We start from the raw sequence: 26,389 nt of genomic DNA, 5'->3' as shown, positions 1-26,389 counted from the left end.
CCTCATGGTCAATAGGAGCCTATCAATGCCGCAGCGACCGCGCAAAGTTAACTGGGTCTTACCGAAAGGGGCCACTCAATTTGGGGCTCTGGCGGTCATTTTATTCATTGATAGTTTGGTCGCCCCACACTTTTTCTCGATTCATATTCAGGATGGACGACTGTTTGGCAGTGTCATTGATATTTTAAACCGAGGTGCGCCTGTCGCATTATTGGCTCTGGGAATGACCTTAGTGATTGCCACTGGCGGCATTGATCTGTCGGTCGGGGCGGTGATGGCCATCGCCGGAGCAACAGCGGCGACATTAACCAGTGCCGGGCACCCTTTACCGACGGTATTAGCCGCTGCGCTCGCGGTGGGTGCGTTATGCGGATTATGGAACGGCTTCTTGGTCGCGGTATTACAAATCCAGCCCATTGTTGCCACGTTGATGTTAATGGTGGCTGGGCGAGGCATTGCCCAGCTTATTACGGAAGGGCAAATTGTTACCTTTGATAGTGGGGGGCTGGCGGAGTTAGGCAGCAGTACGCTGATGTACTTGCCGATGTCGATCGTCATCGCATTGAGTATGCTGATTATTGTGTGGTTATTGACCCGCAAAACAGCACTGGGGTTATTTATTGAGTCAGTGGGTATTAACTTACGTTCAGCGCGCAATGCGGGGGTGAGCACGCGATTAGTACTGATTGCGGTCTATGTGATTTGTGGTATCTGTGCCGCCGTCGCGGGCATTATTGTGACCGCAGATATCCGTGGTGCGGATGCAAACAACGCCGGTTTATGGCTGGAGTTGGATGCGATTCTGGCGGTGGTGATTGGGGGTGCATCCTTGATGGGGGGGCGTTTTAATCTTCTGCTCTCAGTGATCGGCGCTTTGATTATCCAAGGGATGAATACTGGGATCTTACTCTCAGGTTATCAGCCGGAATTTAATCTGGTGCTTAAAGCCGTGGTGGTCTTAGCCGTCTTGGTGGTGCAGTCACCGATGATCTCATTGAGCCATATCTTCCAGAGGCGAAAATAATGTTAAAGCGTAATATTCCTTTGCTGATTACTATCGCCGTTTTTATTCTGGGATATGCTTTTTGTCTCAGCCAGTTCCCTAGCTTTTCATCCACTCGCGTATGGTGTGATTTACTGACGGATAATGCCTTTCTAGGCATTGTTGCCGTGGGCATGACTTTCGTCATTCTCTCGGGTGGGATCGACCTCTCTGTCGGCTCAGTCATTGCTTTTACGGGCGTACTGCTGGCGAAATTAATCGGCACTTATGGGATTCATCCAGTCTACGCCTTTGCCATAGTCTTATTTATGGGGGCGATGTTTGGTGCATTAATGGGATGGATTATTGATTCCCTGAAACTCCCGGCGTTCATCATCACTCTGGCCGGGATGTTCTTTGTGCGGGGCATGAGTTTTATCGTCTCTGAAGAGTCCATTCCCATCGACCACCCTATTTATGCCACGCTAGCCAATTATGCCTGGAAAGTCCCCGGCGGGGGGCGATTTACGCTACTTGCCTTCATCATGCTGATGGTGGTGGTGTTTGGTGTACTGCTGGCCCACCGTACCCGTTTCGGTCATAACGTCTATGCCATCGGAGGCAACAGTGTTTCTGCTGCGTTGATGGGCGTTCCTGTTAGAAAAACCACCATTAAAATCTACATGTTATCGAGCACACTCGCGGCGCTGTCGGGTATTGTCTTCTCACTCTACACCTCTGCGGGTTATGCGTTGGCGGCCAGTGGTGTCGAGTTAGATGCGATTGCGGCTGTCGTTATCGGCGGCACACTACTCACTGGCGGTATCGGAACTGTCTTCGGGACTCTGTTTGGGGTGTTGATTCAGGGGCTGATACAGAGTTACATCACATTCGATGGTACGCTCAGCTCATGGTGGACCAAGATAGTTATCGGAATTCTGCTGTTTAGCTTTATTGCGATTCAGAAGATGATGAGTGCCTTTTATTTGAATCGCCGGGCTCGCCCTCAGTCACCACCTCTTAATCCGGTATAGCGCTCTGGGTGGCGTTATTCATCGGGGTTTTTAACAGTTGTCGGATCAAGGGTTGCTGGTCACTGTTTTGCAACCAAACGGCATACAGTGGCCGCACGATCGCGGGTATATCAGTGCTAATCACCAACTGAGGGTACTCTTTTTGCCAATGTTCCGGCAGGAATGCGCAGCCCCCAGTGGTTTCCAATAGCTGCCGGGTCAAATGGGCTGAGGTGGTGGTTAATACCGGCATCTGCTCGCTATCCAGCAGTCGGTTCTCTTGCAGATGAAAATCAGCCCCCCACTCAAGTTTGATGTAGGGCACTTCGTTTGCATTTTCATGCTCATTCTCGACGTCAGTTTCTTTCGACGAATCAAGGGCCATTGCCGAGAAAAGCCGCAGCGAAAAATGCCCTAACAACTGGCTGGCTAACTCGTCCATCTTCGGTGGCTCGGTGGTAATCAGCAAATCCAGTTGCCGTTCGTGCAGCTGTTTCACCAGCGATTGTCGCAGGGCAATACGTGCCTCAAGGCGCAATGAGCCTCGTTGTTTGTATAATTGTTGCAACCATGGGGTGAGGTAAGCCTCCCACAGGGACGCGGTTGCACCAATAGACAATTCAGTATGTTGCAGCGAGTGGGCAACCTCTTTTTTAGCCAACTGCCAAGTGCTCATCAATGTTTCAGCATAGGGAACCAGCCGCTCACCTGCGGGTGTTAGACGAATATTATTGCGGTGACGAGTGAATAAATTTGCACCTAATTGATTTTCCAACTGACGGATACGAAAACTCACCGCCGACTGCGTTAAGTACAAAGATTCAGCCGCGCGACCAAAGTGGCGAGTTCTACTGACTTCCAAAAAGGTTTTCAGTAATTCAGTATCCACACCCATCTCCAATTTTTTTTATCGTTAAGATTTAAATGTTTTGTTTTACACGATGTCAAGCCTATCTAATACTCCGCGCCATAAACAGCACGACCATGAGAGAATTAGGAGCGTGTCAGATGGCGGATAGCTTCATCACGACCAATCGTTTTTTTGATAATAAACATTATCCTCGCGGGTTCTCGCGTCACGGCGATTTCACCATTAAAGAGGCGCAATTACTAGAGCGCTTTGGCTACGCTTTCAACGAACTCGACCTTGGCAAGCGCGAGCCTGCAACAGAAGAAGAGCAGCAGTTTGTGGCTGTTTGTCGTGGCGAACGTGAACCGGTCAGTGCCGAGGAGAAAGTCTGGTCAAAATATGTGACCCGAACTCGTCGTCCTAAACGTTTCCATACGCTGTCCGGCGGTAAGCCGCAGATGGATGCGGTGGAAGATTATACCGATAGCGACGACTAATTGTGACGCCAATGGCTTTGGGTATTCCCTTCGGCCTTGACGCCGCAAGGTTGTTAGCTGCGACACTTGATAATAGGGGGCTTTGCTCCCTATTTCACATTAGGCTCTTATGTAGCTGTAACAGCAATCGATCCATGCAACGATAGCTTAAAGCTTCTGAAAGATGACTTTTTTGGATGCTCTCTTCCTGAGCCAGATCCGCGATCGTGCGGGCGACTTTCAAAATATGGTGCCAAGCGCGCACCGACAACCCCAATGTCAGCAGAACTTGCTCCAGAAAGGCGGCGTTCTCTGGTGCTAAATAGCAATGTTCGGCCACTTCTTGGCTACTCAGTTGGGTATTTATCTTTCCCGCTCTATCCAGTTGCCTCTGTCTCGCCTGTAATACCCGCCGCCTGACGGTTTCACTGCGCTCCCCCTGATTTTTCTGTGTGCCGAGCATACCTGCGGGGAGCAGTGGCACTTCTATCGAGAGATCAAATCGGTCCAGAAACGGGCCAGACAGTTTTGCTAAATAGCGCAGAATTTGCTGTGGCGGTGTCCGGTTATGAATACCCTGATAATGGCCACTGGGGCTAGGATTCATCGCGGCGATCAGTTGCACTTTTGCCGGGAAGCACACTTTGGCTGCTGCGCGGGAGATAATTATTTCGCCTGACTCCAGCGGCTCGCGCAGAGAATCCAGTACCCGACGCTCAAACTCCGGCAGTTCATCCAGAAACAGCACCCCGTTGTGGGCCAGTGATATCTCACCGGGGCGGGGGATGGAGCCGCCGCCAATCAGTGCCGCCATGGATGCGCTGTGATGCGGTGCGCGAAAAGCGCGGCAGCGCCACTGGGCAGGCAGTTCGTTACTGTGCAGCAGGCCGTTGATGGCGGCGGCCTCCAGTGCCTCTTGATCGGTGAGCGGCGGCAGTAATCCGGTTAACCGATTAGCTAGCATGGTTTTGCCGGTCCCCGGTGGCCCGAGCAGCAACAGGTTATGGCCGCCCGCGGCGGCAATTTCCAAGGCGCGTTTAGCCTGTGACTGGCCGATGATATCTTGCAGATCGAGGTCGCTATCCCAAGAGGGGGCCGACTCAAGGGGCTGGCCCTGAGCGAGGCTGTTTTCACCCTGCAAAAAGCCACACACCGCTAATAAGTGATCGGCGACCCAACTGTTACCTTGCGGGATCAAGCCTATCTCAAGATGGTTGGCGGTCGGGAGGATAAGTTGCCGCTGGGCCGCCCGGCTGGCAAGTGCGGCCGGAATTGCGCCGCTAACCCGCCTTAGCGCCCCTGACAGGGCGAGTTCACCCAAGAACTCATACTGCGTTAACTTATCCGCAGGAATCTGTTCTGACGCCGCCAGTATCGCTAATGCAATCGGCAGATCATAACGACCGCCCTCTTTGGGTAAGTCTGCCGGAGCCAGACTGACGGTGATCCGTTTAGCGGGAAAACTAAAACCGCTGTTGATTAATGCGCTCCGAACCCTATCCCGTGCCTCTTTTACTGTGGTCTCTGGTAAGCCAACCAAGACGAGTCCGGGTAGCCCATTACTGATGTGGACTTCTACCGTGACATTGGGGGCTTGGATACCCAGAGTGGCGCGAGTGTGAATTGTTGCCAGTGACATAATGCACTCCTTTGCTGTCATTGCCGCCAGCCAGAGAGTGCCTCAAGTTTTTTTTCTGTACACAGGAAAAGAGCGGAGTTGCGAAATATCGCGAAAAGTTTCGGTGCAATGGCTGCACTAAAAGTAAAAATTGCGGCCCGGCCTGCAAAAAAAGACCCGCTCGCCGATGAGGGTTTTACTGATTGATAAATAATATGTTTGTGGCGTTTCGTGTGTAGGCTCACAAAATAATAAATTAAATAAATATTGTCAGATAACCAATAACTGTGATAACTCTGTAGGTATTCGTTCGACACTAGACAGATGAACAACCTAATTATGAAAGCGATTGTCCAAGTGATTAACCTAGTCCTAATTAGCGTGGTGGTGATTATTATCCCACCGTGCGGGGCTGCACTTGGACGAAGAAAGGCATAAAAATCAAGCCTTAATCTCAAGAGAACCCCCGCACCGAAAGGTCCGGGGGTTTTTTTATTGGTCCGTTAAAGACGCGAGGAACATAAAATGCACAACAGAATAAAATCCTGTGCCTCCCGCAAAAGGTCGGGGAAATAACTATGAATGGTGCTCAGTGGGTGGTTCAAGCGTTGCGTGCACAGGGTGTTGATACGGTATTCGGCTACCCGGGTGGGGCGATTATGCCAGTGTACGACGCACTGTATGATGGGGGTGTCGAGCATCTGCTCTGCCGCCATGAGCAGGGCGCAGCGATTGCCGCGATTGGTTATGCACGTGCTACCGGCAAAGTCGGGGTGTGTATCGCCACTTCCGGTCCGGGGGCCACTAATCTGATCACCGGTTTGGCTGATGCCTTGCTGGACTCTGTTCCTGTCATCGCGATCACCGGTCAAGTGGGTTCCGCGCTGATCGGCACTGATGCTTTTCAGGAGATCGACGTACTGGGCTTGTCACTGGCCTGCACCAAACACAGTTTCCTCGTTGAATCACTGGATGCGCTGCCGGGTATTATGGCTGAAGCCTTTGCCATCGCCACCAGTGGCCGCCCCGGGCCGGTTTTAATTGATATTCCGAAAGATATTCAGTTGGCAGTGGGAGAGTTGACCCCGCACCTGATGCCGGTTGAAGAGCACTTGGTTGATTCAGCCGCTGAGTTGCAACAAGCTTGGGATATGCTGGCGACCGCGAAAAAACCGATGCTGTATGTCGGCGGTGGCGTCGGTATGGCGCAAGCGGTTCCCGCGCTGCGTGATTTTATTGAGGCCACAGGTATGCCTGCGGTGGCGACCCTGAAAGGCTTGGGCGCACCGGATACTGAGCACCCTTGCTATCTGGGGATGTTGGGGATGCATGGCACCAAAGCGGCGAACTTTGCGGTACAGGATTGTGATTTATTGATCGCGGTGGGCGCACGTTTTGATGACCGCGTAACCGGCAAGCTGAATACATTCGCCCCGAAAGCAAAAGTTATCCATATGGATATCGACCCGGCGGAACTGGGTAAATTACGTCAGGTGCACGTGGCCTTGCAGGGTAATTTGAACGTATTGTTACCCGCCTTACAGCAGCCGCTGAATATCCAACCGTGGCGCGATGAGGTTATGGCGTTAAAACAGCGGTATAGCTGGCGTTACGACCACCCTGGGCAGGCGATTTATGCCCCGTTGTTACTGAAGCAGATCTCTGAGCGTAAAGCGCCGCAAACCGTGGTGACCACAGATGTGGGCCAGCATCAGATGTGGACGGCGCAACATATGAGCTTTACCCGCCCTGAGAATTTCATCACCTCCAGCGGCTTGGGCACCATGGGTTTCGGCGTGCCAGCCGCAGTGGGGGCACAAATGGCCCGCCCTGATGACATGGTTATCTGTGTCTCTGGTGATGGCTCGTTTATGATGAATGTGCAGGAGCTGGGCACGATAAAACGAAAACAGTTACCGCTGAAGATCGTGCTGTTGGATAACCAGCGATTGGGCATGGTTCGACAGTGGCAGCAGCTCTTTTTTGATGGCCGTTATAGCGAAACCAATCTTTCTGATAACCCCGACTTTATCACTCTGGCCAGTGCTTTCAATATCCCCGGCCAACGTATCACTCGAAAAGACCAAGTCGATGCCGCACTGGATGCGCTGTTTAACAGCGAAGGCCCTTATTTGCTTCATGTTTCTATCGACGAACTCGAAAACGTTTGGCCGTTAGTGCCGCCAGGTGCAGGTAATGAAACCATGCTGGAGAAAGTCTCATGATACAACATCAACTCTCTATTCAAGCCCGCTTCCGCCCTGAGATGTTAGAGCGCGTATTGCGGGTGGTGCGGCACCGTGGCTTTCAGGTTTGTGCTATGAATATGTCACCAATGATTAATGCTGAGAATATTAATATTGAATTGACCGTTGCCAGCCAACGCCCTGTCGATTTACTGTCTTCTCAGCTGAGTAAGCTTATGGATGTCGCCTGCGTCGAGATCCTACAACCTAATTCATTACAGATACGCGCCTGATGCGCCACAAGGAAAGAAAAGAATGACGAAGAAAGCTGATTTTATTTGGTTTAACGGTGAAATGGTTCCGTGGGCAGAGGCCAAAGTTCACGTAATGTCTCACGCGTTACACTACGGCACGTCAGTCTTCGAAGGTGTTCGTTGCTACGACTCCCATAAAGGGCCAGTGGTCTTCCGTCACCGCGAACACATGCAGCGTTTGCATGACTCGGCCAAAATTTACCGTATGCCAGTATCTCAGTCGGTTGATGAGTTGATGGAAGCTTGTCGCGAGACACTGCGGACCAATAAGCTGACCAGCGCCTATATCCGCCCATTAGTGTTTATCGGTGATGTTGGCATGGGTGTGAACCCGCCAGATGGCTATAAGACAGATGTGATTATCGCGGCCTTCCCTTGGGGTGCGTACCTTGGCCCAGAAGCGCTGGAGCAAGGTATTGATGCGATGGTCTCCTCATGGAACCGTGTTGCTCCTAACACCATCCCAACAGCGGCTAAAGCTGGGGGCAACTATCTCTCTTCCTTGCTGGTGGGCAGTGAAGCACGCCGCCATGGCTATCAGGAAGGGATTGCGCTGGATATCCACGGCTTCCTGTCTGAAGGTGCCGGCGAGAACCTGTTTGAAGTGAAAGATGGCATCCTGTTCACGCCGCCATTTACCTCTTCCGCGCTGCCGGGTATTACCCGCGACGCCATTATCAAACTGGCGAAAGATATGGGGCTGGAAGTGCGTGAGCAAGTGCTGTCGCGTGAGTCGCTCTATCTGGCGGATGAAGTGTTTATGTCTGGGACTGCGGCAGAGATCACGCCAGTGCGCAGTGTTGATGGCATTCAGGTCGGCATTGGTAAACGTGGCCCGATTACGGCCAAAATTCAGCAAGCCTTCTTCGGCCTGTTCACCGGTGAAACCGAAGACAAGTGGGGCTGGTTGGACCCGATCAATCAATAATAAATAGAAACTGACAGACAGGATCAGCAGGTGGTTCGTTCGCCACCTGCAACAGATTATATCCGCAACAACAAATTGATTTGCAATACAAAAATCTGGAGTGAAGAGACAATGCCTAAGTACCGTTCCCATACCACCACTCATGGCCGCAATATGGCCGGCGCCCGCGCACTGTGGCGCGCTACCGGTATGACCGATGATGACTTCGGCAAACCGATTATTGCCGTGGTTAACTCATTTACCCAGTTTGTACCGGGCCACGTTCATTTGCGCGACTTAGGCAAACTGGTCGCGGAGCAAATTGAAGCCTCGGGTGGTGTGGCGAAAGAGTTCAACACCATTGCGGTGGATGATGGTATCGCTATGGGGCACGGCGGTATGCTCTACTCTCTGCCTTCGCGCGAATTGATTGCCGACTCGGTTGAGTACATGGTGAACGCCCACTGCGCGGATGCCATGGTCTGTATCTCTAACTGCGACAAAATTACCCCAGGGATGCTGATGGCCTCTCTGCGACTGAATATTCCGGTGATCTTTGTCTCCGGTGGCCCGATGGAAGCGGGTAAAACCAAGCTGTCCGATAAAATCATCAAACTGGATCTGGTGGATGCCATGATTCAGGGGGCCAACCCCAATGTCAGCGATGCCGACAGTGAGCAAATTGAGCGCTCAGCGTGCCCAACCTGCGGCTCCTGCTCAGGGATGTTTACCGCCAACTCGATGAACTGCCTGAATGAGGCGCTGGGCTTGGCCTTGCCGGGCAATGGTTCTCTGCTGGCGACTCATGCTGACCGCAAACAGCTGTTCCTTGATGCCGGTAAGCATATCGTTGAGCTGACCAAACGCTATTACGAGCAGGATGATGTCACGGCCTTGCCGCGCAGCATCGCCAACAAAGCGGCATTTGAAAACGCCATGACGCTGGATATCGCGATGGGCGGCTCGACCAACACCGTACTGCACTTGCTGGCGGCGGCGCAGGAAGGGGATGTTGATTTCGATATTAGCGATATTGACCGTCTATCTCGCCAAGTGCCGCATTTGTGCAAAGTCGCGCCGAGCACACAAAAATATCATATGGAAGATGTACACCGCGCGGGTGGGGTGATGGGTATTTTAGGTGAGTTGGACCGTGCTAACCTGCTGAATCGCGAAGTAAAAAACGTCTTGGGGCTGAATCTGACCCAAACGTTGTCAGCCTATGACGTGATGCTGACCCAAGATGAGGGCGTGAAGCAGATGTACGCCGCAGGTCCGGCCGGTATTCGCACCACCAAAGCGTTCTCGCAAGATTGCCGTTTCCCGTCACTGGATACTGATCGCGAAGAGGGTTGTATCCGCACCCGTGAACACGCCTACAGCCAAGACGGCGGTTTGGCGGTGTTATACGGCAATATCGCCGAGAATGGCAGTATCGTAAAAACGGCGGGCGTGGATAAAGAGAGTCTGATCTTCCGTGGCCCGGCCAAAGTTTATGAGAGTCAGGATGATGCGGTCGCCGCGATTCTTGGCGGCAAAGTGGTGGCCGGTGACGTAGTGGTTATCCGCTACGAAGGGCCGAAAGGCGGGCCGGGGATGCAGGAGATGCTCTACCCGACCACCTACCTGAAATCCATGGGATTGGGCAAGAGCTGCGCCTTGTTGACGGATGGCCGTTTCTCCGGCGGCACCTCGGGCTTGTCGATTGGTCATGTCTCGCCAGAAGCTGCCAGTGGTGGCTTGATTGGTTTGGTACAGGATGGCGATTTCATCAATATCGATATTCCGAATCGTGGCATCGTATTGGATGTGAGTGAGTCTGAACTGGCTGCCCGTCGTGAAACGGAAGAGGCCCGTGGCGCTGCTGCCTGGTCGCCGAAAGCCCGCGAACGTCAGGTCTCTTATGCACTGCGCGCTTATGCCCTATTGGCAACCAGCGCTGACAAAGGTGCGGTGCGCGACAAAAGTAAGCTGGGAGGCTAATCTCCATGGCGGTATCACAACCCTTATCCGCTGCCCCCTGTGGGGCAGAATACCTGCGTGCGATACTCCGCGCGCCAGTGTATGAGGTGGCGCAAGTCACCCCGCTGCAAGTGATGGAAAAAATCTCTGCCCGTTTGGGTAACACGATTTTGGTGAAGCGAGAAGATCGGCAACCGGTACACAGCTTTAAACTGCGTGGGGCTTACGCCATGCTGGCGGGTCTGACAGAAGAGCAGAAAGCCTGTGGCGTGATCACCGCGTCTGCGGGCAACCATGCACAAGGCGTGGCGCTGTCGGCCAGTAAACTGGGGATTAAAGCGCTGATTGTGATGCCCGTGGCCACCGCTGACATCAAAGTGGATGCCGTGCGGGGTTTTGGTGGCGAGGTGCTGCTGTTTGGTGCCAATTTCGATGAAGCCAAAGGCAAAGCTATCGCACTCTCCCAGCAGCAGGGTTATACCTTCGTTCCCCCTTTTGACCACCCCGCAGTGATTGCCGGGCAGGGAACATTGGCAATGGAACTGCTCCAGCAAGACGCGCATCTGGACCGGATATTTGTGCCGGTCGGCGGCGGCGGGCTGGTGGCGGGGGTAGCGGTGCTGATCAAGCAATTGATGCCGCAGATTAAAGTGATCGGGGTTGAGGCGGAAGATTCGGCCTGTTTACGTGCGGCGTTGGATGCGGGCCAGCCGGTGGATCTGGCCCGTGTCGGCCTGTTTGCCGAGGGCGTGGCGGTGAAACGCATTGGCGATGAGCCTTTCCGCCTGTGCCAAGAGTATCTGGACGAGGTGATCACTGTTGACAGTGATGCCATCTGCGCGGCAGTCAAAGACCTATTTGAAGATGTGCGCGCGATTGCTGAACCTTCAGGCGCTTTAGCGCTGGCAGGGCTAAAAAAATATGTGCAGCAGCATAATATTCAGGGTGAACGACTGGCCCATGTGCTCTCTGGTGCTAACGTCAACTTTCATGGTTTACGTTATGTATCAGAGCGTTGTGAGCTGGGCGAGCAGCGCGAAGCTCTGTTGGCGGTCACTATTCCTGAGCAAAAAGGCAGCTTCTTGCGTTTCTGCGAGCTGCTAGGCGGCCGTTCCGTGACGGAGTTTAACTACCGCTATGCCGATGAGAAAAACGCCTGTATTTTTGTCGGGGTACGTTTGACGCGCGGTTATGCTGAGCGGGCTGAGATCTTGTCCGAGCTACAGGAGAAAGGCTATCAGGTGGTGGATCTCTCCGATGACGAAATGGCTAAACTCCATGTGCGTTATATGGTGGGGGGACGTCCGTCGAAACCGCTACGTGAGCGCCTCTACAGTTTTGAATTCCCAGAGTCACCGGGCGCATTGCTGAAGTTCCTGCATACCTTAGGCACACACTGGAATATTTCGCTGTTCCACTACCGTAGCCACGGCACTGATTTTGGCCGAGTTTTGGCAGGGTTTGAGTTATCGGCCACCGAGCCGGAATTTGAACAGCATCTGACCGCGCTGGGCTACGATTGCCACGATGAAACCAACAACCCAGCATTTAAGTTTTTCCTTGCAGGCTAAGTAACGCCCTCATATTTGAGCCGCTATCGTATTATTGATAGCGGCTCTAGCCACTTTGTTCGGCAGCCACTCCATCAATCCTCCTCATCACCTGAATAATCTTATTTTCATTTTACTTTATTGCTGTTTATTGAGTAATAACGGCTTTGTGTTATTCATTTCAGTGCTCACGCGAGCAGTAAAAATCGAGCAGTAAAACTGATGATTAACGATGGAGGCTATTTATGAACATAATAAATGATCACGTTGAGAATGTTAATCCTGATATAGGTTCAATAACATTACCCATTGAAATTCCTGCTATAAAAATGAATGAAGGGCAATTAGAACGTATTCTTTCTGATCTAAATAAAATCAGAGGGAATGATAAATCGGTTATCGGTCAGTTGCCGGGGAGTTATCAAGAAAATAGCGATGGGACTTTTCACTCCTATTCTATCGAAGAGATGAAAGTCGGTAGCACTAATAAGATGAAAATCTATGTTGAGGCGGAATATAGCGCAGGTAACATTAGTGGTTACACGATCAAATATACTGAGTCCGATATGACAGGAAATATATTGGGGAGTGTAGAGAGCAAATTGGATGCAGATGGCACGACTATCGACCTCCCTAATGATGACCCAGCAGTTGGCCTCAATAAGACTGAAAGCGAAGTGGTGCCTCAGGTTGTGACTAATCCTCCTGAAGGCGAAGTCGCACCTCAGGTTGTCACTAATCCTCCTGAAGGCGAAGTAGCGCCTCAGGTTGTGACTAATCCTCCTGAAGGCGAAATAGTGCCTAAGGTTGTGACTAATCCTTCTGAAGGCGAAATAGTGCCTCAGACGGTGACTGATCCTTCTGAAGGCGAAATAGTGCCTCAGACGGTGACTGATCCTTCAGCAGGGAAAGAGAACCAGTTAATTGAATCTATCAATAGCTTCCCTCTCTATGGCGAGGACGTCGTGAGTGTTCTTCTTGCAAGCAATATCATGGCGGGAGCAGCACTCGTGAGCGCCGTTATCTGTATGCCTTAATAAGATCAGGTACAAAAAACCATTGGCAGCGGATGACTCATCACCTTTACCGCAGTCCCAAAAGACTTCAATCAACGGCTCATTGAGCCGTTTTTGCTCATTGCTGGCAAGTCGTTGCCAATGCAGTAGATACCACCAAATTATCCAACGGTACGCCGAAAATACGCGGACACACGCCAGTAACAGACTGCGCACTGAGGAGTGCTTTCATGTCGGTAAGGGCGCATCGAGTGTTAGAAGAATGAATTTAGCGGGTGTTTCAATGGCAAATTTGGGCCAAATCTTTGTCGCTCAGGCCCGTCATTTTCATTACAGTGGCACGGTCAAGACCATTGGCTAGCATAGTACAGGCAATTTTAAGAGCCGCTTTCTTAAGCCCATTAGCCTCGCCGATCAGTATTCCTTTTTGAATACCTTTTTGGAGGCCATTTTGTTCCAGTTTTTGAGCAATTGTCATGAGTTCCTCCTCGTACTGTGGCAGGTGGTGGACCAGATCTAGGATAAACCTTTCCGGTGTTAAAATTATGGACCTAGCTGATTGATTAATGCTGGATTTGAGTCAGTTCTTTTTCACTTAGACCCGTCATTTTCATTACAGTGGCACGGTCAAGACCATTGGTTAGCATAGTACAGGCAATTTTAAGGGTAGCTTTCTTCTCGCCATTTTGTTCCAGTTTCTGTGCAATCGTCATAAGTTCCTCCTCGTACTGTGGCAGGTAGTGGACCAGATCTAGGATAAACCTTTCCGGCTCGGCCGTTTCACCATTCTGTAGTATGTAATGTATCACAGAAATGAGCTGAACTTTGGTCATGTAACCTTTCGAGATCTGAGTCACCATCGGTTTCAGCAGTTCGGACACGTCTCGTCGGCGGATGTGCTTCTGCAACAGCTCCAACACGGCGATATGCTTGTGTGTCATGATTTCGTCATCGGGGATAACGGTCACATCAATCAACGGAAAGTTGCCGCCATACAGTTGTCCGGCAAGTTTGGGTTCACTGAATGCGTGCAGCCAGCACATGGGGTAAGGGTATGGCGTGACCATCCCATGATAGAACAGGATGGGGATGACCAGAGGAAGCTGGTCGTTGCCCGCATCGAGATGACGCTGCATTGCGGCGATGGCATAGCGCATTAACCGAAAGGCCATATGCTTATCGGGTGAGCTTTGATGCTCGATCAGCGCGTAAACATACCCATCATGGGTCTGCGTTTTTAGCGAGTAAAGTACGTCAGAATAGTAAGCCCGCAGGTCATTCTCGATAAAACTACCGGATTCCAGTTGCAGGGTATTGAGGTCACAAATTTTTCGGAATTCAGACGGTAAATGGATCTCCAAAAAGTCACGGGCAGTCTGTTGATGGGTTAGAAATTGTTTAAAAATAGCATCATGGGGTGTCGGGGTCGTTTTCATCGGGCGATGATAGTCAGGGGTATCAGTGTGAGCAATTACTCACAGCCACTTTAGGATAAACCTTTTTTGATAAAAAGAATCTATTTATCAAAATGATAACTTACAGAAAAAGAAAGGAGATAAATGATAAGTCAGCAAGGAGAAAGGTGTGAGGAATAGCGTAAATAGACGATGTTTAGGGCCACATCGACTGTTAGAAGAATGAATTTAGCGGGTGTATCAATGGCAAATTTGGGCCAAATCTTTATCACTCAGGCCCGTTGATTCCATTACCGTAATACGATCAACACCTTTAGCCAGTAAGGAGCGGGCAATTTTAAGGGTTGCTTTCTTTTCGCCTCTAGCTTCGCCATTTTGTTCCAATTTCTGTGCAATCGTCATAAGTTCCTCCTCGTACTGTGGCAGGTAGTGGACCAGATCTAGGATAAACCTTTCCGGCTCGGCCGTTTCACCATTCTGTAGTATGTAATGTATCACAGAAATGAGCTGATCTTTGGTCATGTAACCTTTTGAGATCTGAGTCACCATGGGTTTCAACAGTTCGGACACGTCTCGTCGGCGGATGTGCTTCTGCAACAGCTCCAACACGGCGATATGCCTGTGTGTCATGATTTCGTCATCGGGGATAACGGTCACATCAATCAACGGAAAGTTGCCGCCATACAGTTGTCCGGCAAGTTTGGGTTCGCTGAACGCGTGCAGCCAGCACATGGGATAAGGGTATGGCGTGACCATTCCATGATAGAACAGGATGGGGATGACCAGAGGAAGCTGGTCGTTGCCCGCATCCAGATGACGCTGCATCGCAGCGATGGCATAGCGCATTAACCGAAAGGCCATATGCTTATCGGGTGAGCTTTGATGCTCGATCAGCGCGTAAACATACCCATCATGGGTCTGCGTTTTTAGCGAGTAAAGTACGTCAGAATAGTAAGCCCGCAGGTCATTCTCGATAAAACTACCGGATTCCAGTTGCAGGGTATTGAGGTCACAAATTTTTCGGAATTCAGACGGTAAATGGATCTCCAAAAAGTCACGGGCAGTTTGTTGATGGGTTAGAAATTGTTTAAAAATAGCATCATGGGGTGTCGGGGTCGTTTTCATCGGGCGATGATAGTCAGGGGTATTAGTGTGAGCAATTACTCACAGCTACTTTAGGACAAATTTTTTTCTTGTTAAAGCAATGAGTTACATTTTTCATTGAGAGGTATTTGTACCACTTCTGCTAAAGGCAATTTTACCGGAAGCGGGTGAAGTTTATTGATCATTCACTTCAATATCAGAGGTATCTTCTAGCAGAATGTTGTGTGCAGTTGGAAGAACAGTCCCGCCAAGATGGTGATGGTTCCCTTGCGACGTAGATAAAAAGGGCAATCGCGTATATACAATGTATAATTTCCCATTGTTCTCTTTCGCACTTAAGTTTATACTTTGTATAATTTCTTGCGGGAGATAATATTATGACTATAGCAATCAAAAAATGGGGTAACAGTAGTGGCGTTGTCTTGCCTTCATTATTGTTGAAAAAACTAGGTGTTACCACCGGGCAACATCTTGATGCAGAAATAAAAAATGGGTCATTAATTCTGACTCCAACACAACGCCGTTATACGCTTGAAGAGTTGGTCGCACAGTGTGATAAAAATGCGCCAATGATGGCAGAAGAAGATGTTTGGGGTAACGACGCACCGACAGGGAATGAAATATGGTGAAGCGTAAGCAGGGATGGGATCGTGGCGATATCGTTTTAGTAGACTTTAACCCAGCAATTGGGAGTGAGCAGCGAGATGCCCGCCCGGCGCTGGTATTGACAAAAAAACTATTTAATAACCTCGGTATGGCTCTTGTTGCCCCAATAACTCAGGGGGGTAATTATGCGCGTCATGCTGGTTTTACAGTGTCGCTATCGGGCACAGGATGTGCAACGCAAGGTGTAGTTTTACTTAATCAAGCCCGAATGATCGATCTTATGGCGCGAAATGCCCGCTTCGTGGAACCGCTTGATGAAGTTGTAATCAATGACGCCCTGCTGAAATTTGCGACTCTAGTCGAAATTGATTAGCCGTTGCACCGGACACGCCGCCGGAAATCACTGTTAGATTCCATCACCGCTTCAATCGACGAAATGGCCGTGGGGTCAGCGGAGTAATCACCAGCCGCTCAACATTGCCCTCCAATCAAATAATCTTAATCTATAAATGAGTAACGCATATATCAGTATTGCCTGAAGATAAGAGATTAATTTCATATTCATTATTATTTATTTTACTTGTTCCATACGTTATTCGTATGTTTGCTTATTGACTATCACACCATGAGATATTTCAAGATAAAATTACTATCATCTAAATGCAATCAATAGCTCTCTGTATTGCTAAAGTGATAATCATTTTTACTTATTATGCCTTTAGATAAGATATGCCAATAATTATTATTGGGTTAATCTGGCAAATAATATAGGTACCTATATGAATAATAAAAACTCTTATGATCAGCATACGGTTAACGATAATGACGTTAATGTGAATGACCCGCTGCTTAAAAAACATCAAGGTGTCAATGGTGATATGTTGTTGGATAAACTGGATGATAATGGCAAGGTCATTTGGCGTGAACGGATGGTGCATAATAAAAAAGGTGAATTGACCTCAACGGTGATAACGACGTTTGGTCGTACCGAAACGGGGCGAATCATTAACCGCCATGATGCAACTTATAACACATCTGGAGAGTTAGTTAAGTGTAATGAGCTTATCAGGACAGGGCGTGGTAAATCTGCCATGACCAATAAATCTGAGTATGAATACCAAGATGGACGTTTTTATTCGAAATTTGAAACCACATTAAATTTCCGTCATAAAATAGTGAATAAAGTGGAACAGCTATTTAGCTCTCATGGGGATGTTGTTTTAAGCACGAAATCGATCTATGACGATAATAGATTAACTGAGAGGGAAGAATTAAGAAATATTTTTGATTCTAATCGAAAACTGACTCTCAGTACTAAAGAGCGTCATGATGATTTAGGCCAGTTAATTATTAGATCAGAAAAAAGTAATTTCCGTTATGGTAATGGAAATCGATGGATTGCTTTTGAAGAAAGAAGTTATAACAGTAATAATGAGCTAATTGATATTGCTGATATATCCCAATATCTTGATGATAATGGGGATGTGAGTGAACTCACAGAAGAGGTATACGACTCGGAAGAGGAGTTAAGGAATGAAAAACCCATTAAAACAGTGGATAAGAGCTTTGACTCTGCCGGTAATGTCATTTTTAATCATGAAAGTAGTGCTGATGGTCGTGAAATGACCACAGTGCGCCAAAAGTTTGATTCTTCTGGTAAGTTACAATCAAAGGTTGAAGAAAATAGACGGTTTCACGATGGACTGATGTATGAAGACAATATGAGTATTTATGGTGCTAATGGAGCACTTATTCGTGCCGTTGAAATCTCGCTGGATTTTGACTATTCCCATCGTGTACTAAAGAATAGAACTGAAAGCACTTACGATGTTGATATTAACGGTAATATTATTGATTTCGTTGAAATATCTCAAAAATTTAATGCCGAAGGCGAGCTGACTTCCTGCGCTAGCCATAAGTATGATGCTAGCGGAAACCTCATTGAGAGTTTAACGGGTCCCCATGACCACAATTATGTGACATCAGATCAACTGGTCAGTGCGATGGGTGGTTTCAATATTGAGTCCTGTATTCCTACTCTTGTGAGTAAAATGATCATTCCAAATATGGCGTCGGATACGCTGGTGACCCCGCTATAAACTATTGCCCAGCCAGTCATGGCCGGATTTAGCATTACAGCAGCCCCCAAAAGGCTTCAATCAACGGCTCATTGAGCCGTTTTTTGGTGACACAAACCCCCAATTCAAACGGCTCCACCAGTGAGACATCATCCAGCAGGGAGATACGGTTGCGCACCGGTTCTGGGCTGTTATCCACCACCACTGACGGAATCAGTGCCACTCCACAGCCCAATGCGACCATCGACACAATCGCCTCATGACCGGAAACCGTAGCGTAAATTAATGGGTTAGAGATGCGTTGGCGGCGGAACCACAAATCAATGCGTTTTCGTGATGGCCCGTGCTCCGGCAAAATAAACGGGATCGTGGCCCAATCGGGCTGATCAACCGAGATCTGCGACCGTACCGCGCAAGGGAGTGCAGGCGCAATGAGCACCAACGGGATTTCGCCAATCTGGGTAAAGGCCACGCTGTTGGGGAGCACTTCAGGGCGGCCCGCAATCCCGAGATCAGCCTCATTAGATTGCACTTTATCGACCGCATCGGCCGCATCACCGGTAGTGAGTTTGATTTCAACCAGTGGATGTCGCGCCCGGAAGCGATCCAAAATCGGGGGTAGATGGCTATAAGCGGCCGTCACTGAGCAAAATAGCCGCAGTTCGCCACTCAGTGATGGCCCGTGTTGGCCTAAAGCATGGCGCAATTGCTGATATTGCAGCAAGGTCTGCTGCGCAAAGGATTTCAGTTGGTTTCCCGCATCCGTCAGTTGGACGGTGCGATTATCACGTAAAAAGAGTGGCTGGCCGATCGTCTCTTCCAGCCGCTGGATCTGGCGCGAAAGGGTGGATGGGCTGACGTGCATGGCTTTGGCGGTACGGCCAAAATGGCGGCTTTCAGCCAAATGCAGGAATAATTTTAGATCACGTAAATCCATCACAGACAGCCTCTTGGGGGAGAATATCCATTGTATTGCATCAGGAATAGGCTGTATTGCAGAATCTGCAATATGACATTGTTAATATATCAATTTCAGCAATGTGTTTCCTGTCATATAGTGAATCCAAGGTTATCCCCTACACCCACAAAACAGAATCTGAACGGAGTAATACCATGGCTAACTATTTCAACACATTGAACCTGCGTCAGCAGTTGGCACAATTAGGTAAGTGTCGTTTTATGGCACGTGACGAATTCGCCGATGAAGCGGGCTACCTGAAAGGGAAAAAAGTGGTGATCGTGGGCTGTGGCGCACAAGGGCTGAATCAGGGCTTAAACATGCGCGACTCCGGTCTGGACGTAGCTTACGCTCTGCGTAAAGAAGCCATTGCCGAGAAGCGGGCTTCATGGCGCAAAGCGACTGAAAATGGCTTCAAAGTCGGCACTTACGAAGAGTTGATCCCACAGGCAGATTTGGTGGTTAACTTGACTCCAGACAAACAGCACTCCGCAGTGGTTCAGGCGGTTCAGCCACTGATGAAGGATGGCGCAGCGCTGGGTTACTCCCATGGTTTCAACATTGTTGAAGTGGGCGAGCAAGTGCGTAAAGACATCACCGTGGTGATGGTTGCGCCAAAATGCCCCGGGACTGAAGTTCGCGAAGAGTACAAACGGGGTTTTGGTGTGCCGACACTGATCGCGGTTCACCCAGAAAACGACCCTAAAGGCGAAGGCATGGCAATCGCTAAAGCTTGGGCGGCAGCCACGGGCGGCCACCGTGCTGGTGTTCTGGAATCTTCTTTTGTTGCGGAAGTAAAATCTGACTTGATGGGCGAGCAAACTATCCTCTGTGGTATGTTGCAGGCCGGTTCACTGCTGTGTTTCGACAAGCTGGTTTCTGAAGGTACCGACGCGGCATACGCTGAAAAACTGGTTCAATTCGGCTGGGAAACCATCACCGAAGCACTGAAACAAGGTGGCATCACGCTGATGATGGATCGCTTATCTAACCCAGCGAAACTGCGTGCTTATGCTTTGTCTGAGCAACTGAAAGAGATCATGGCACCGCTGTTCCAGAAGCACATGGATGACATCATTTCCGGTGAGTTCTCTAGTGGCATGATGGCTGACTGGGCTAACGATGATGCGAAATTGCTGGGCTGGCGTGAAGAGACGGGCAGAACAGCCTTTGAGAATGCGCCACAGTTTGAAGGTAAAATCTCTGAGCAAGAGTATTTCGACCACGGTGTATTGATGATTGCTATGGTAAAAGCTGGGGTTGAGTTGGCATTCGAAACTATGGTTGATTCCGGCATTATCGAAGAGTCAGCTTATTACGAATCTCTGCATGAACTGCCACTGATTGCGAATACCATTGCTCGTAAGCGCCTGTATGAAATGAACGTGGTGATCTCTGATACCGCAGAATATGGTAACTACCTGTTCGCTAACGCCGCTGTTCCGTTGTTGAAAGGTAAATTTATGGATTCACTGCAAGCGGGTGATTTGGGTAAAAGTGTTGCCGGTACTGCGGTAGATAATGCCCAACTGCGTGATGCCAATGAAGCTATCCGTAATCATCCGATCGAAGCGGTAGGCCATAAGCTGCGTGGGTATATGACCGATATGAAACGTATTGCTGTCGCTGGATAATAATCGCTCTTCATCTTTGAGACCGCTGCCATTAATGAATGGCAGCGGTTTTTTTTATCTCATATTTTATCTATTTCTTGCCGAAAAAAATTTTAAATTAATGCTATCACGGCCCGAAAAAACTCTTGTAAGGTGTTAATCGTGATTAAGTCCATCGCGAAGAACCTATTCTTTTTATTCCCTCAGTGATAAAGAATTATTCCCAATAATAAAAGACCTCGCTAATTAGTGAGGTCTTTCTGTTTGTGGGTAGGGTTGCTACTTATATTAAAAGTAAATCAAAAGGACTCAAATATAACAAGGAGAGATGTTATGGCTGATATACAAACTGTTCTCACACGTTGGGGAGTCTGGGCCAGAGATAATGCACATCTGGACTATCCCCATATCGCCAGTGGATTTAGGGGGATAACCTCAGGAGGGAAGCAGCTTGAGTCCTGTAGTGATAATGATGGTTTGGCGATTGATACTACCGTCGGGTATTTAAAGCGCGCGGCCAGAGAGAAAGAGCTGGATCTTATTATTCGTCATTATGTCTATGGGCAATCTAAAGCCTCAATTGCCCGATTAAAAAAATGCAATGAACGGGAGATTCGGCGTCAATTACAAATCGCCGAGAGTTTTATTGATGGGTGCTTCACACAATCCCATATCACATTGGAAATGCATAAAAACAAACTCCGATAGAGCAGCAATATTAGGAGGTGTGAAACACAATAGCGTAATAACCATTCTCATTAATTATAGAATTCAACTCTAAATAAGGAAATTAAGTATGAGTGAGATACTCCACCGTGAAGTCATTTATGGCCGCCGAGAGTTAACCGGATTGGGTCGTCGTCATCGGGGGAAAAATTCGGCGGGAGAGGGGCGCGGTCATCGCAACCACCGCAAAGGACGCTGGGTATGGGAGCCTATCCCCGCTGGGACGGATAGCCCTAATCCCGCTGCTGCGGAGGAGGAGGCGGTCGTCGTTGCCGACAATTTACCCACAGAGGTGACATTGAGCGCCGATATGGCTGTTGAGGCAGTCAAGACACCACTTGTTGAAAGCGCACGACAGGTTGATGAAACCGAACTACAGGTTGATGAAAGCGCACGACAGATTGATGAAACCGCAGAGCAACATCGTATTACCTATGAGCGATGGGTCGCAGAAACAGCAGAGCGGCAACGTGTTGAACACCAAAGGTTGGTTGTCGAGGCGTCGAAAGCACAGGCTGAACAGCAGGAAGCGATTCGTCAAAATACCTACTCTCTATCCGCGCACCCGGTGGGGAATTTGTATCCGCCGGGTTTTGCCGTTGCCGGAAAGGGGGCTATCGCGCTTGAGCCAGAGGTGACGCAGGGATTAGGTGCCTCATTGCGAATGGCACTGTTCAAACTCAGCACGGGGACTGCCGCTTCGATGGCAGGCCCGCTGGCGGTGACAGTGGCTGCGGCTTTCTACCCCGTAAAGGTAGATAAAGGCTTACATCAATCACCCTGCTGGGATCGCCCCCCTTTAGCGGGCAGTATCCCCCTCAGCAACCTAGGGATTTCACCTGCAACGGGGTCAGCAAAGCAAGATGACATTGAACTCCCGATTCGAATGTTAATCGCTGATGCGGATGGCTTTATGGAGATCCATGCAGTAAAAACGGGGGTTGCTGGTATCTCCGCCAAGGTCAAAGTGGTTGCTGCACAATATGATGCACACCAAGAGACCTATACTTTCACCACGGATCATCGGCTGCCCCGTACTTTTACCTTCACCTCGTCAGGCGCGGATATCAGCATGGGGGTGCCAGCAGCGGCAAGTACAGCACCCGCCTCGCGACATACCGGTGGCGTGGTGATTCGACATGCCGTCATTCATACTGTGCTCCCCCAGCCCACATGGGAAGATCGGGATTTCCACGATTACATCATCGGGTTCCCCGCCAATTCGGGATTAGAGCCGGTTTATGTTTATTTTAAAAACCCACGATATGAGTCGGGTACTGTCTCTGGGCAGGGGAAAACGGTGTCTGGTCTTTGGTTCGCGGGGGCGGCAAGGGGATTAGGTGCCGCTATTCCCACTGCTATTGCAGACCAATTACGCGGCAGGCGGTTCAGTACTTTTGATAAATTCAGTGAGGCGTTCTGGGCCGTTGTCGGGCATGACCCTGAATTATCCCGGCAGTTCAAACGACACAACATTTCATTGATGAAAAAAAGGTTCTCCCCATTCACTCCAGCATCAGAAAAAATTAACGGGCGCGATAAATTCGAGTGCCATCATGTTAATACGATGAAAGAAGGAGGGGCGGTTTACGACATGGATAATCTGCGTATCGCCACGCCGAAGCGCTATATTAAAATTCAATCCAGGAACAAAGGTGAATAAATGGAACTTAAAGATAAGTATGAAGATTATACCGAATCTGAATTTTTAGATCTTATTCTGAATATTTGCGATGCCAATACTGAAAGTGAAGCGTTACACAATATTTGGGTCAGAAACTTCACCAAAGTCATTGAGCATCCTGATGGCTCTGATTTGATTTACTATCCAGACGCTGGAGCCGATGAGAGTCCTGAAGGAATACTTCAAACTGTAAAAAAATGGCGTGCCGAAAACGGCAAGCCCGGTTTTAAAGCGTAGTTTAAATAGCTGAGCAATAATATAACTGTCTTTTATGGCGGTTATAGACTCTGTACACAATTCTGTGTCCAGAGTCGTAAAGATGATTCAATTAATGCTATCACGGCCCGAAAAAACTCCTGTAAGGTGTTAATCGTGGTTAAGTTCATCGCGAAGAACCGACTCTTTTAATTCCCGCAGTCATAAAATAATTTCTCTCATAATAAAAGACCTTGCTAATTAGTGAGGTCTTTTTATTTATGGGTGTTGCTGCTGTCTATATTAGAAACAAATAAAAAGGATTTTAAATATACACCCAATAGATTTCAAGTTGCCGCCTGCCTGCAAATTTAAACATGGTGGGTATAACAAGGAGAGATGTTATGGCTGATATACAAACTGTTCTCGCTCGATGGGGCGTGTGGGCCAGAGATAATAGTCGTCTCGACTATCCCCATATCGCCAGTGGATTTAGAGGAATATCCCTGAGAGGGAAACAGCTTGAGTCCTGTAGTGATAATGATGGTTTGGCAATTGATATGACAGTCGGGAATTTACAACGGGCGGCCAGAGAAAAAGAGCTGGAGCTTATTATTCGTCATTATGTCTATGGGCAATCTAAAGCCTCAATTGCCCGACTGAAAAAATGTAATGAGCGAGAAATTAGGCGTCAATTGCAAATCGCCGAGAGTTTTATTGATGGGTGTATGACGCAATCCAATATCGTGCTGGAGATGCACAAGAAATAAATTCAATGGCGGATCAATATCAGGAGGTAGGAAAGGAAAATAGACTAATAAATATTTTTATTAATGGTGAAACTCAACTCTAAATAAGGAAATTAATTATGGGTGAAGGACACAGTAATGTGACGGGCCACGGTAGCCGAGGCCCCACCGGTGGCGTTAAAGGTGGGCCAACCGGGGGGAGTAGTCACAATTCGAATCGCGGCAGTGGCTGGGGCACTTCAAATACGCCCTACGGCAAGGTTCATCACTATAGCCCAAGCCAGTTTGGTAATAGCAATCGTGGCGGGGGCCGGGGAGGAAATAACCCGTCACAAAATGTCGGTCATGCGCCGAGTCTGGCACAGCGGCCCGATATGCAGGCTTATATGGCGGTGGGCGGTGTGCCGGCGGTGATTACCTTAATTGATGGGGGCTGGGGGATCACCTTAAGCCGACTGTCGGTGGTGGCGGCATTTGTCGAAAGTAACTTAGCCCGCATCGGGTCATGGGCGATGCGCACCAGCCCCATTGGGGTGGTGGTGATGGGCATGATGCCCTCCTCGATTGCTCCGGATCCCCCGATGGGAAATTACTTTACCACCCCGGTGTTGCCCGCTGACAGAGTCACCGATATACCGAAAGAGACGTTAAAAACGGTTGATGAGGTTGCGGTTAATGTCCGCATCAGTGATGTAACGCAAGAGGGGGTGCAACAGGCGGTGCTCATCAAAAATCCGACAGTGACACAGCGGGTTCCGGTGGTTAAGGCGGTGCCCACGGCGACACCGAATGTCTATACCGCGCCTGTTCCCGGTGTCACGCCGATACATATCAATGTGGTTGAGAGTATCGAACCCAGCCATCAAACGCAGCCGACAGTGGCGGGAAAACCCACGGCGACGCCAGTTGAAAATGCCCCGATTAAAGCAGTGACCTCCCCTTCGGGTCGTCATACCCACGATGCCATCATTGTCTTTCCCGAAACATCAGGCATTGAGCCGCTGTATATTTCGATGATTCGAATAGTCAGTACTCATGAACTTAGGGAGGAGGCGCGGAGGGAGCGAGAGGCGGCCGAAGTGGCTGAAAGGCAACGTATTGAAAACGAACGGCTGGCGGCAGAAATGGCTGAGCGGCAACGTATTGAAAATGAACGGCTAGCAGCAGAAGCAGTAAAAGCACACGCCAGACAGCAGGAAGCGACTCGTCAGGATACTTACTCTTTACCCGCTTATTCTATGGGGAGTTACTACCCGCCGGGTCTTGCCGTCGCTGGAAAGGGGTCTATCACGCTAGGGCAAGAGGTCACACAGGGATTGATTGATTCACTGCGAATGGCACTGGTCAGACTCGATGCTGTTGCAGCCACCCCAGTAGCAGGCCCAATGGCAGTGACTGTTGCCGCTGCTTTCAATCCGCTGAAGGAGGAGGGCGAGTCATTTCGACCGTTGGGCTGGGATCGCCTACCCTTAGCCAGCACTCTTCGTCTGATTAACTATCTGGTTGCCGATCCAATAGCGGCAGCAGCTGTTTCTGCGGTTGTTACTGCCGCTTTCAATCCGCTGATGGCGGGGGAGGGGTCAACGCGCCCCTCGGATTGGGATCGCCCACGGTTAGCCGGGGCTATTCCTCTTCATAGTATGTGGTTATCACATGGGAGCTGGTCAGCAAGGCGTGCTGATATTGAACTCCCGGTTCGAATGTTAATCACTGACACTGATGGATTGATGGAGGCCCATGCAGTAAAAACCGGAGTCGGCGGGGTGTCCGCCAAGGTAAAACTGGTTGGCGCACAATATGATGCCGCTAAGGGGGCTTATACTTTCACCACGGATAACGTGCCACCCCGCACATTTATGTTTACGCCAGTGACTCCGCCGGGAACAGATATTAGCCCGGTGTTGCCACAGCCCATCAGTGTACCCGTCACCCCGCTGCATACCGGTGAGATTGTAATCCGACATGCGGTGATCCATACGGTATTCCCCCAGCCCGCGCTGGAGGAGCAGGATTTCCACGACTACGTTATCTGGTTCCCAGCAGACTCAGGGCTGGAGCCGGTGTATGTTTATTTTAATAAACCGAGGAAAGGGGTGGCGGAGGCTGGCCATGATTATCATCCTGCGCCTAAGACTGAAGATATTACTGGTTTTATAAATCTTAATAGAAGTAAACGAAAAACTCCTAAACAGGGTGGTTCAGGGAAAAGAGAGCGCTGGATTGATCAAAAAGGCCGTAAAATATATGAATGGGATTCACAGCATGGTGAGTTAGAGGGTTATAGAGTTAGTGATGGCCAACATTTAGGCGCGTTCGATTATAAAACAGGTACTCAACTTAAACCTGCCGATGCCAACCGTAACATTAAAAAGTATTTATGAGGTAAT

The 26,389-nt window shown here is 49.4% G+C and carries 25 protein-coding genes; 19 read left to right on the top strand and 6 right to left on the bottom strand.

Going from position 1 to position 26,389, the window contains the following annotated elements; genetic code table 11:
- Positions 1 to 25: 25 nt before the first annotated feature.
- Both ytfT and yjfF read left to right on the top strand, forming a co-directional pair.
- Positions 26 to 1,024 (top strand): galactofuranose ABC transporter, ATP-binding protein YtfT, encoded by a 999-nt coding sequence (gene ytfT / locus HRD69_RS04580; protein ID WP_004877643.1) that lies wholly within the window; start codon positions 26 to 28, stop codon positions 1,022 to 1,024.
- Positions 1,024 to 2,016 (top strand): galactofuranose ABC transporter, permease protein YjfF, encoded by a 993-nt coding sequence (gene yjfF, locus HRD69_RS04575; protein WP_048618796.1) that lies wholly within the window; start codon positions 1,024 to 1,026, stop codon positions 2,014 to 2,016. Before ytfT ends, yjfF begins: the two co-directional genes overlap by 1 nt.
- On the opposite strand, the gene hdfR is transcribed toward yjfF, so the two are convergent.
- Entirely contained in the window at positions 2,003 to 2,884 is an 882-nt protein-coding gene (gene hdfR / locus HRD69_RS04570; RefSeq protein ID WP_032815501.1) for an HTH-type transcriptional regulator HdfR, read from the bottom strand. The two genes, yjfF and hdfR, sit on opposite strands and share 14 nt — an antisense overlap.
- Before the next feature lie 119 nt (positions 2,885 to 3,003).
- Here hdfR and HRD69_RS04565 point away from each other — a divergent pair, with 119 nt between their 5' ends.
- The gene (locus tag HRD69_RS04565) at positions 3,004 to 3,342 is read left to right on the top strand and encodes a MaoP family protein (RefSeq protein WP_004877645.1); all 339 of its coding nucleotides are present in this window, start codon (positions 3,004 to 3,006) and stop codon (positions 3,340 to 3,342) included.
- Positions 3,343 to 3,436: 94 nt separating this feature from the next.
- On the opposite strand, the gene HRD69_RS04560 is transcribed toward HRD69_RS04565, so the two are convergent.
- The gene (locus HRD69_RS04560; protein WP_172984603.1) at positions 3,437 to 4,960 is read right to left on the bottom strand and encodes a YifB family Mg chelatase-like AAA ATPase; all 1,524 of its coding nucleotides are present in this window, start codon (positions 4,958 to 4,960) and stop codon (positions 3,437 to 3,439) included.
- A gap of 318 nt (positions 4,961 to 5,278) precedes the next feature.
- Here HRD69_RS04560 and ilvL point away from each other — a divergent pair, with 318 nt between their 5' ends.
- From ilvL to HRD69_RS04525, 7 genes are all read left to right on the top strand, one after another.
- Positions 5,279 to 5,377, top strand: a complete 99-nt coding sequence (ilvL, locus tag HRD69_RS04555) for an ilv operon leader peptide (protein ID WP_071822504.1) — start codon at positions 5,279 to 5,281, stop codon at positions 5,375 to 5,377.
- A 140-nt stretch (positions 5,378 to 5,517) separates the two neighbouring features.
- Positions 5,518 to 7,164 (top strand): acetolactate synthase 2 catalytic subunit, encoded by a 1,647-nt coding sequence (ilvG, locus tag HRD69_RS04550; RefSeq protein WP_004877649.1) that lies wholly within the window; start codon positions 5,518 to 5,520, stop codon positions 7,162 to 7,164.
- Positions 7,161 to 7,418: an acetolactate synthase 2 small subunit gene (gene ilvM / locus HRD69_RS04545; protein ID WP_032815498.1), complete on the top strand. Its 258-nt coding sequence runs from the start codon at positions 7,161 to 7,163 to the stop codon at positions 7,416 to 7,418. Before ilvG ends, ilvM begins: the two co-directional genes overlap by 4 nt.
- A gap of 22 nt (positions 7,419 to 7,440) precedes the next feature.
- Positions 7,441 to 8,367, top strand: a complete 927-nt coding sequence (locus HRD69_RS04540) for a branched-chain amino acid transaminase (protein ID WP_004877653.1) — start codon at positions 7,441 to 7,443, stop codon at positions 8,365 to 8,367.
- Positions 8,368 to 8,478: 111 nt separating this feature from the next.
- Positions 8,479 to 10,329, top strand: coding sequence for a dihydroxy-acid dehydratase (ilvD, locus tag HRD69_RS04535; RefSeq protein ID WP_032815499.1), 1,851 nt, complete (start codon positions 8,479 to 8,481; stop codon positions 10,327 to 10,329).
- Positions 10,330 to 10,334: 5 nt separating this feature from the next.
- Positions 10,335 to 11,879 carry a threonine ammonia-lyase, biosynthetic gene (ilvA, locus tag HRD69_RS04530; protein WP_004877658.1) on the top strand — a complete coding sequence of 515 codons (1,545 nt, stop codon included), beginning with the start codon at positions 10,335 to 10,337 and terminating at the stop codon, positions 11,877 to 11,879.
- A gap of 224 nt (positions 11,880 to 12,103) precedes the next feature.
- Complete coding sequence (locus tag HRD69_RS04525; RefSeq protein WP_004877660.1) at positions 12,104 to 12,895, top strand: hypothetical protein; 792 nt, start codon at positions 12,104 to 12,106, stop codon at positions 12,893 to 12,895.
- Positions 12,896 to 13,154: 259 nt separating this feature from the next.
- On the opposite strand, the gene HRD69_RS04515 is transcribed toward HRD69_RS04525, so the two are convergent.
- From HRD69_RS04515 to HRD69_RS04505, 3 genes are all read right to left on the bottom strand, one after another.
- Positions 13,155 to 13,352: an RpnC/YadD family protein gene (locus HRD69_RS04515; protein ID WP_004877662.1), complete on the bottom strand. Its 198-nt coding sequence runs from the start codon at positions 13,350 to 13,352 to the stop codon at positions 13,155 to 13,157.
- Between the two features lie 85 nt (positions 13,353 to 13,437).
- Positions 13,438 to 14,310, bottom strand: coding sequence for an Rpn family recombination-promoting nuclease/putative transposase (locus HRD69_RS04510; RefSeq protein WP_172984602.1), 873 nt, complete (start codon positions 14,308 to 14,310; stop codon positions 13,438 to 13,440).
- 219 nt (positions 14,311 to 14,529) lie between these two features.
- On the bottom strand, positions 14,530 to 15,414 hold the full coding sequence (locus tag HRD69_RS04505) for an Rpn family recombination-promoting nuclease/putative transposase (RefSeq protein ID WP_172984601.1): 885 nt from the start codon (positions 15,412 to 15,414) through the stop codon (positions 14,530 to 14,532).
- 356 nt (positions 15,415 to 15,770) lie between these two features.
- Here HRD69_RS04505 and HRD69_RS04500 point away from each other — a divergent pair, with 356 nt between their 5' ends.
- The 3 genes from HRD69_RS04500 to HRD69_RS04490 all read left to right on the top strand — a co-directional run bounded on the left by HRD69_RS04500 (position 15,771) and on the right by HRD69_RS04490 (position 18,098).
- A complete protein-coding gene (locus HRD69_RS04500) occupies positions 15,771 to 16,022 on the top strand; it encodes an AbrB/MazE/SpoVT family DNA-binding domain-containing protein (RefSeq protein WP_004876962.1) in 252 nt (83 codons plus the stop codon).
- Entirely contained in the window at positions 16,016 to 16,372 is a 357-nt protein-coding gene (locus tag HRD69_RS04495; RefSeq protein ID WP_145569604.1) for a type II toxin-antitoxin system ChpB family toxin, read from the top strand. Before HRD69_RS04500 ends, HRD69_RS04495 begins: the two co-directional genes overlap by 7 nt.
- A gap of 406 nt (positions 16,373 to 16,778) precedes the next feature.
- Entirely contained in the window at positions 16,779 to 18,098 is a 1,320-nt protein-coding gene (locus tag HRD69_RS04490; protein ID WP_004876964.1) for a hypothetical protein, read from the top strand.
- Positions 18,099 to 18,132: 34 nt separating this feature from the next.
- On the opposite strand, the gene ilvY is transcribed toward HRD69_RS04490, so the two are convergent.
- Complete coding sequence (ilvY, locus tag HRD69_RS04485) at positions 18,133 to 19,014, bottom strand: HTH-type transcriptional activator IlvY (RefSeq protein ID WP_004876966.1); 882 nt, start codon at positions 19,012 to 19,014, stop codon at positions 18,133 to 18,135.
- A 176-nt stretch (positions 19,015 to 19,190) separates the two neighbouring features.
- On the opposite strand from ilvY, the gene ilvC reads away from it, so the two are divergent.
- From ilvC to HRD69_RS04455, 6 genes are all read left to right on the top strand, one after another.
- Positions 19,191 to 20,669: a ketol-acid reductoisomerase gene (gene ilvC / locus HRD69_RS04480; protein ID WP_032815311.1), complete on the top strand. Its 1,479-nt coding sequence runs from the start codon at positions 19,191 to 19,193 to the stop codon at positions 20,667 to 20,669.
- 312 nt (positions 20,670 to 20,981) lie between these two features.
- Entirely contained in the window at positions 20,982 to 21,356 is a 375-nt protein-coding gene (locus tag HRD69_RS04475; protein ID WP_004876970.1) for an antiterminator Q family protein, read from the top strand.
- An 88-nt stretch (positions 21,357 to 21,444) separates the two neighbouring features.
- Complete coding sequence (locus HRD69_RS04470) at positions 21,445 to 23,037, top strand: S-type pyocin domain-containing protein (protein ID WP_004876972.1); 1,593 nt, start codon at positions 21,445 to 21,447, stop codon at positions 23,035 to 23,037.
- Positions 23,038 to 23,295, top strand: coding sequence for a bacteriocin immunity protein (locus HRD69_RS04465; RefSeq protein ID WP_004876976.1), 258 nt, complete (start codon positions 23,038 to 23,040; stop codon positions 23,293 to 23,295).
- A 362-nt stretch (positions 23,296 to 23,657) separates the two neighbouring features.
- Entirely contained in the window at positions 23,658 to 24,023 is a 366-nt protein-coding gene (locus HRD69_RS04460) for an antiterminator Q family protein (RefSeq protein WP_032815313.1), read from the top strand.
- A 98-nt stretch (positions 24,024 to 24,121) separates the two neighbouring features.
- Entirely contained in the window at positions 24,122 to 26,383 is a 2,262-nt protein-coding gene (locus tag HRD69_RS04455; RefSeq protein WP_004876982.1) for an S-type pyocin domain-containing protein, read from the top strand.
- The last annotated feature ends 6 nt before the right edge of the window (positions 26,384 to 26,389 follow it).

Source organism: Yersinia mollaretii ATCC 43969 (genome assembly GCF_013282725.1).
GTDB classification, from domain to species: domain Bacteria; phylum Pseudomonadota; class Gammaproteobacteria; order Enterobacterales; family Enterobacteriaceae; genus Yersinia; species Yersinia mollaretii.
This window is presented reverse-complemented; position numbering and strand designations above follow the sequence as displayed.

What these genes read in the sequence shown, in the direction of transcription:
- ilvY (WP_004876966.1), bottom strand. Translation starts at nt 19,014, where the DNA reads ATGGATTTACGTGATCTAAAATTATTCCTGCATTTGGCTGAAAGCCGC.
- ilvC (WP_032815311.1), top strand. Translation starts at nt 19,191, where the DNA reads ATGGCTAACTATTTCAACACATTGAACCTGCGTCAGCAGTTGGCACAA.
- HRD69_RS04500 (WP_004876962.1), top strand. Translation starts at nt 15,771, where the DNA reads ATGACTATAGCAATCAAAAAATGGGGTAACAGTAGTGGCGTTGTCTTG.
- HRD69_RS04505 (WP_172984601.1), bottom strand. Translation starts at nt 15,414, where the DNA reads ATGAAAACGACCCCGACACCCCATGATGCTATTTTTAAACAATTTCTA.
- ilvM (WP_032815498.1), top strand. Translation starts at nt 7,161, where the DNA reads ATGATACAACATCAACTCTCTATTCAAGCCCGCTTCCGCCCTGAGATG.
- ilvL (WP_071822504.1), top strand. Translation starts at nt 5,279, where the DNA reads ATGAAAGCGATTGTCCAAGTGATTAACCTAGTCCTAATTAGCGTGGTG.
- HRD69_RS04465 (WP_004876976.1), top strand. Translation starts at nt 23,038, where the DNA reads ATGGAACTTAAAGATAAGTATGAAGATTATACCGAATCTGAATTTTTA.
- ytfT (WP_004877643.1), top strand. Translation starts at nt 26, where the DNA reads ATGCCGCAGCGACCGCGCAAAGTTAACTGGGTCTTACCGAAAGGGGCC.
- HRD69_RS04455 (WP_004876982.1), top strand. Translation starts at nt 24,122, where the DNA reads ATGGGTGAAGGACACAGTAATGTGACGGGCCACGGTAGCCGAGGCCCC.
- yjfF (WP_048618796.1), top strand. Translation starts at nt 1,024, where the DNA reads ATGTTAAAGCGTAATATTCCTTTGCTGATTACTATCGCCGTTTTTATT.
- HRD69_RS04510 (WP_172984602.1), bottom strand. Translation starts at nt 14,310, where the DNA reads ATGAAAACGACCCCGACACCCCATGATGCTATTTTTAAACAATTTCTA.
- HRD69_RS04470 (WP_004876972.1), top strand. Translation starts at nt 21,445, where the DNA reads ATGAGTGAGATACTCCACCGTGAAGTCATTTATGGCCGCCGAGAGTTA.
- HRD69_RS04490 (WP_004876964.1), top strand. Translation starts at nt 16,779, where the DNA reads ATGAATAATAAAAACTCTTATGATCAGCATACGGTTAACGATAATGAC.
- HRD69_RS04475 (WP_004876970.1), top strand. Translation starts at nt 20,982, where the DNA reads ATGGCTGATATACAAACTGTTCTCACACGTTGGGGAGTCTGGGCCAGA.
- ilvA (WP_004877658.1), top strand. Translation starts at nt 10,335, where the DNA reads ATGGCGGTATCACAACCCTTATCCGCTGCCCCCTGTGGGGCAGAATAC.
- HRD69_RS04460 (WP_032815313.1), top strand. Translation starts at nt 23,658, where the DNA reads ATGGCTGATATACAAACTGTTCTCGCTCGATGGGGCGTGTGGGCCAGA.
- HRD69_RS04540 (WP_004877653.1), top strand. Translation starts at nt 7,441, where the DNA reads ATGACGAAGAAAGCTGATTTTATTTGGTTTAACGGTGAAATGGTTCCG.
- HRD69_RS04495 (WP_145569604.1), top strand. Translation starts at nt 16,016, where the DNA reads ATGGTGAAGCGTAAGCAGGGATGGGATCGTGGCGATATCGTTTTAGTA.
- ilvD (WP_032815499.1), top strand. Translation starts at nt 8,479, where the DNA reads ATGCCTAAGTACCGTTCCCATACCACCACTCATGGCCGCAATATGGCC.
- HRD69_RS04560 (WP_172984603.1), bottom strand. Translation starts at nt 4,960, where the DNA reads ATGTCACTGGCAACAATTCACACTCGCGCCACTCTGGGTATCCAAGCC.
- ilvG (WP_004877649.1), top strand. Translation starts at nt 5,518, where the DNA reads ATGAATGGTGCTCAGTGGGTGGTTCAAGCGTTGCGTGCACAGGGTGTT.
- HRD69_RS04565 (WP_004877645.1), top strand. Translation starts at nt 3,004, where the DNA reads ATGGCGGATAGCTTCATCACGACCAATCGTTTTTTTGATAATAAACAT.
- HRD69_RS04525 (WP_004877660.1), top strand. Translation starts at nt 12,104, where the DNA reads ATGAACATAATAAATGATCACGTTGAGAATGTTAATCCTGATATAGGT.
- HRD69_RS04515 (WP_004877662.1), bottom strand. Translation starts at nt 13,352, where the DNA reads ATGACAATTGCTCAAAAACTGGAACAAAATGGCCTCCAAAAAGGTATT.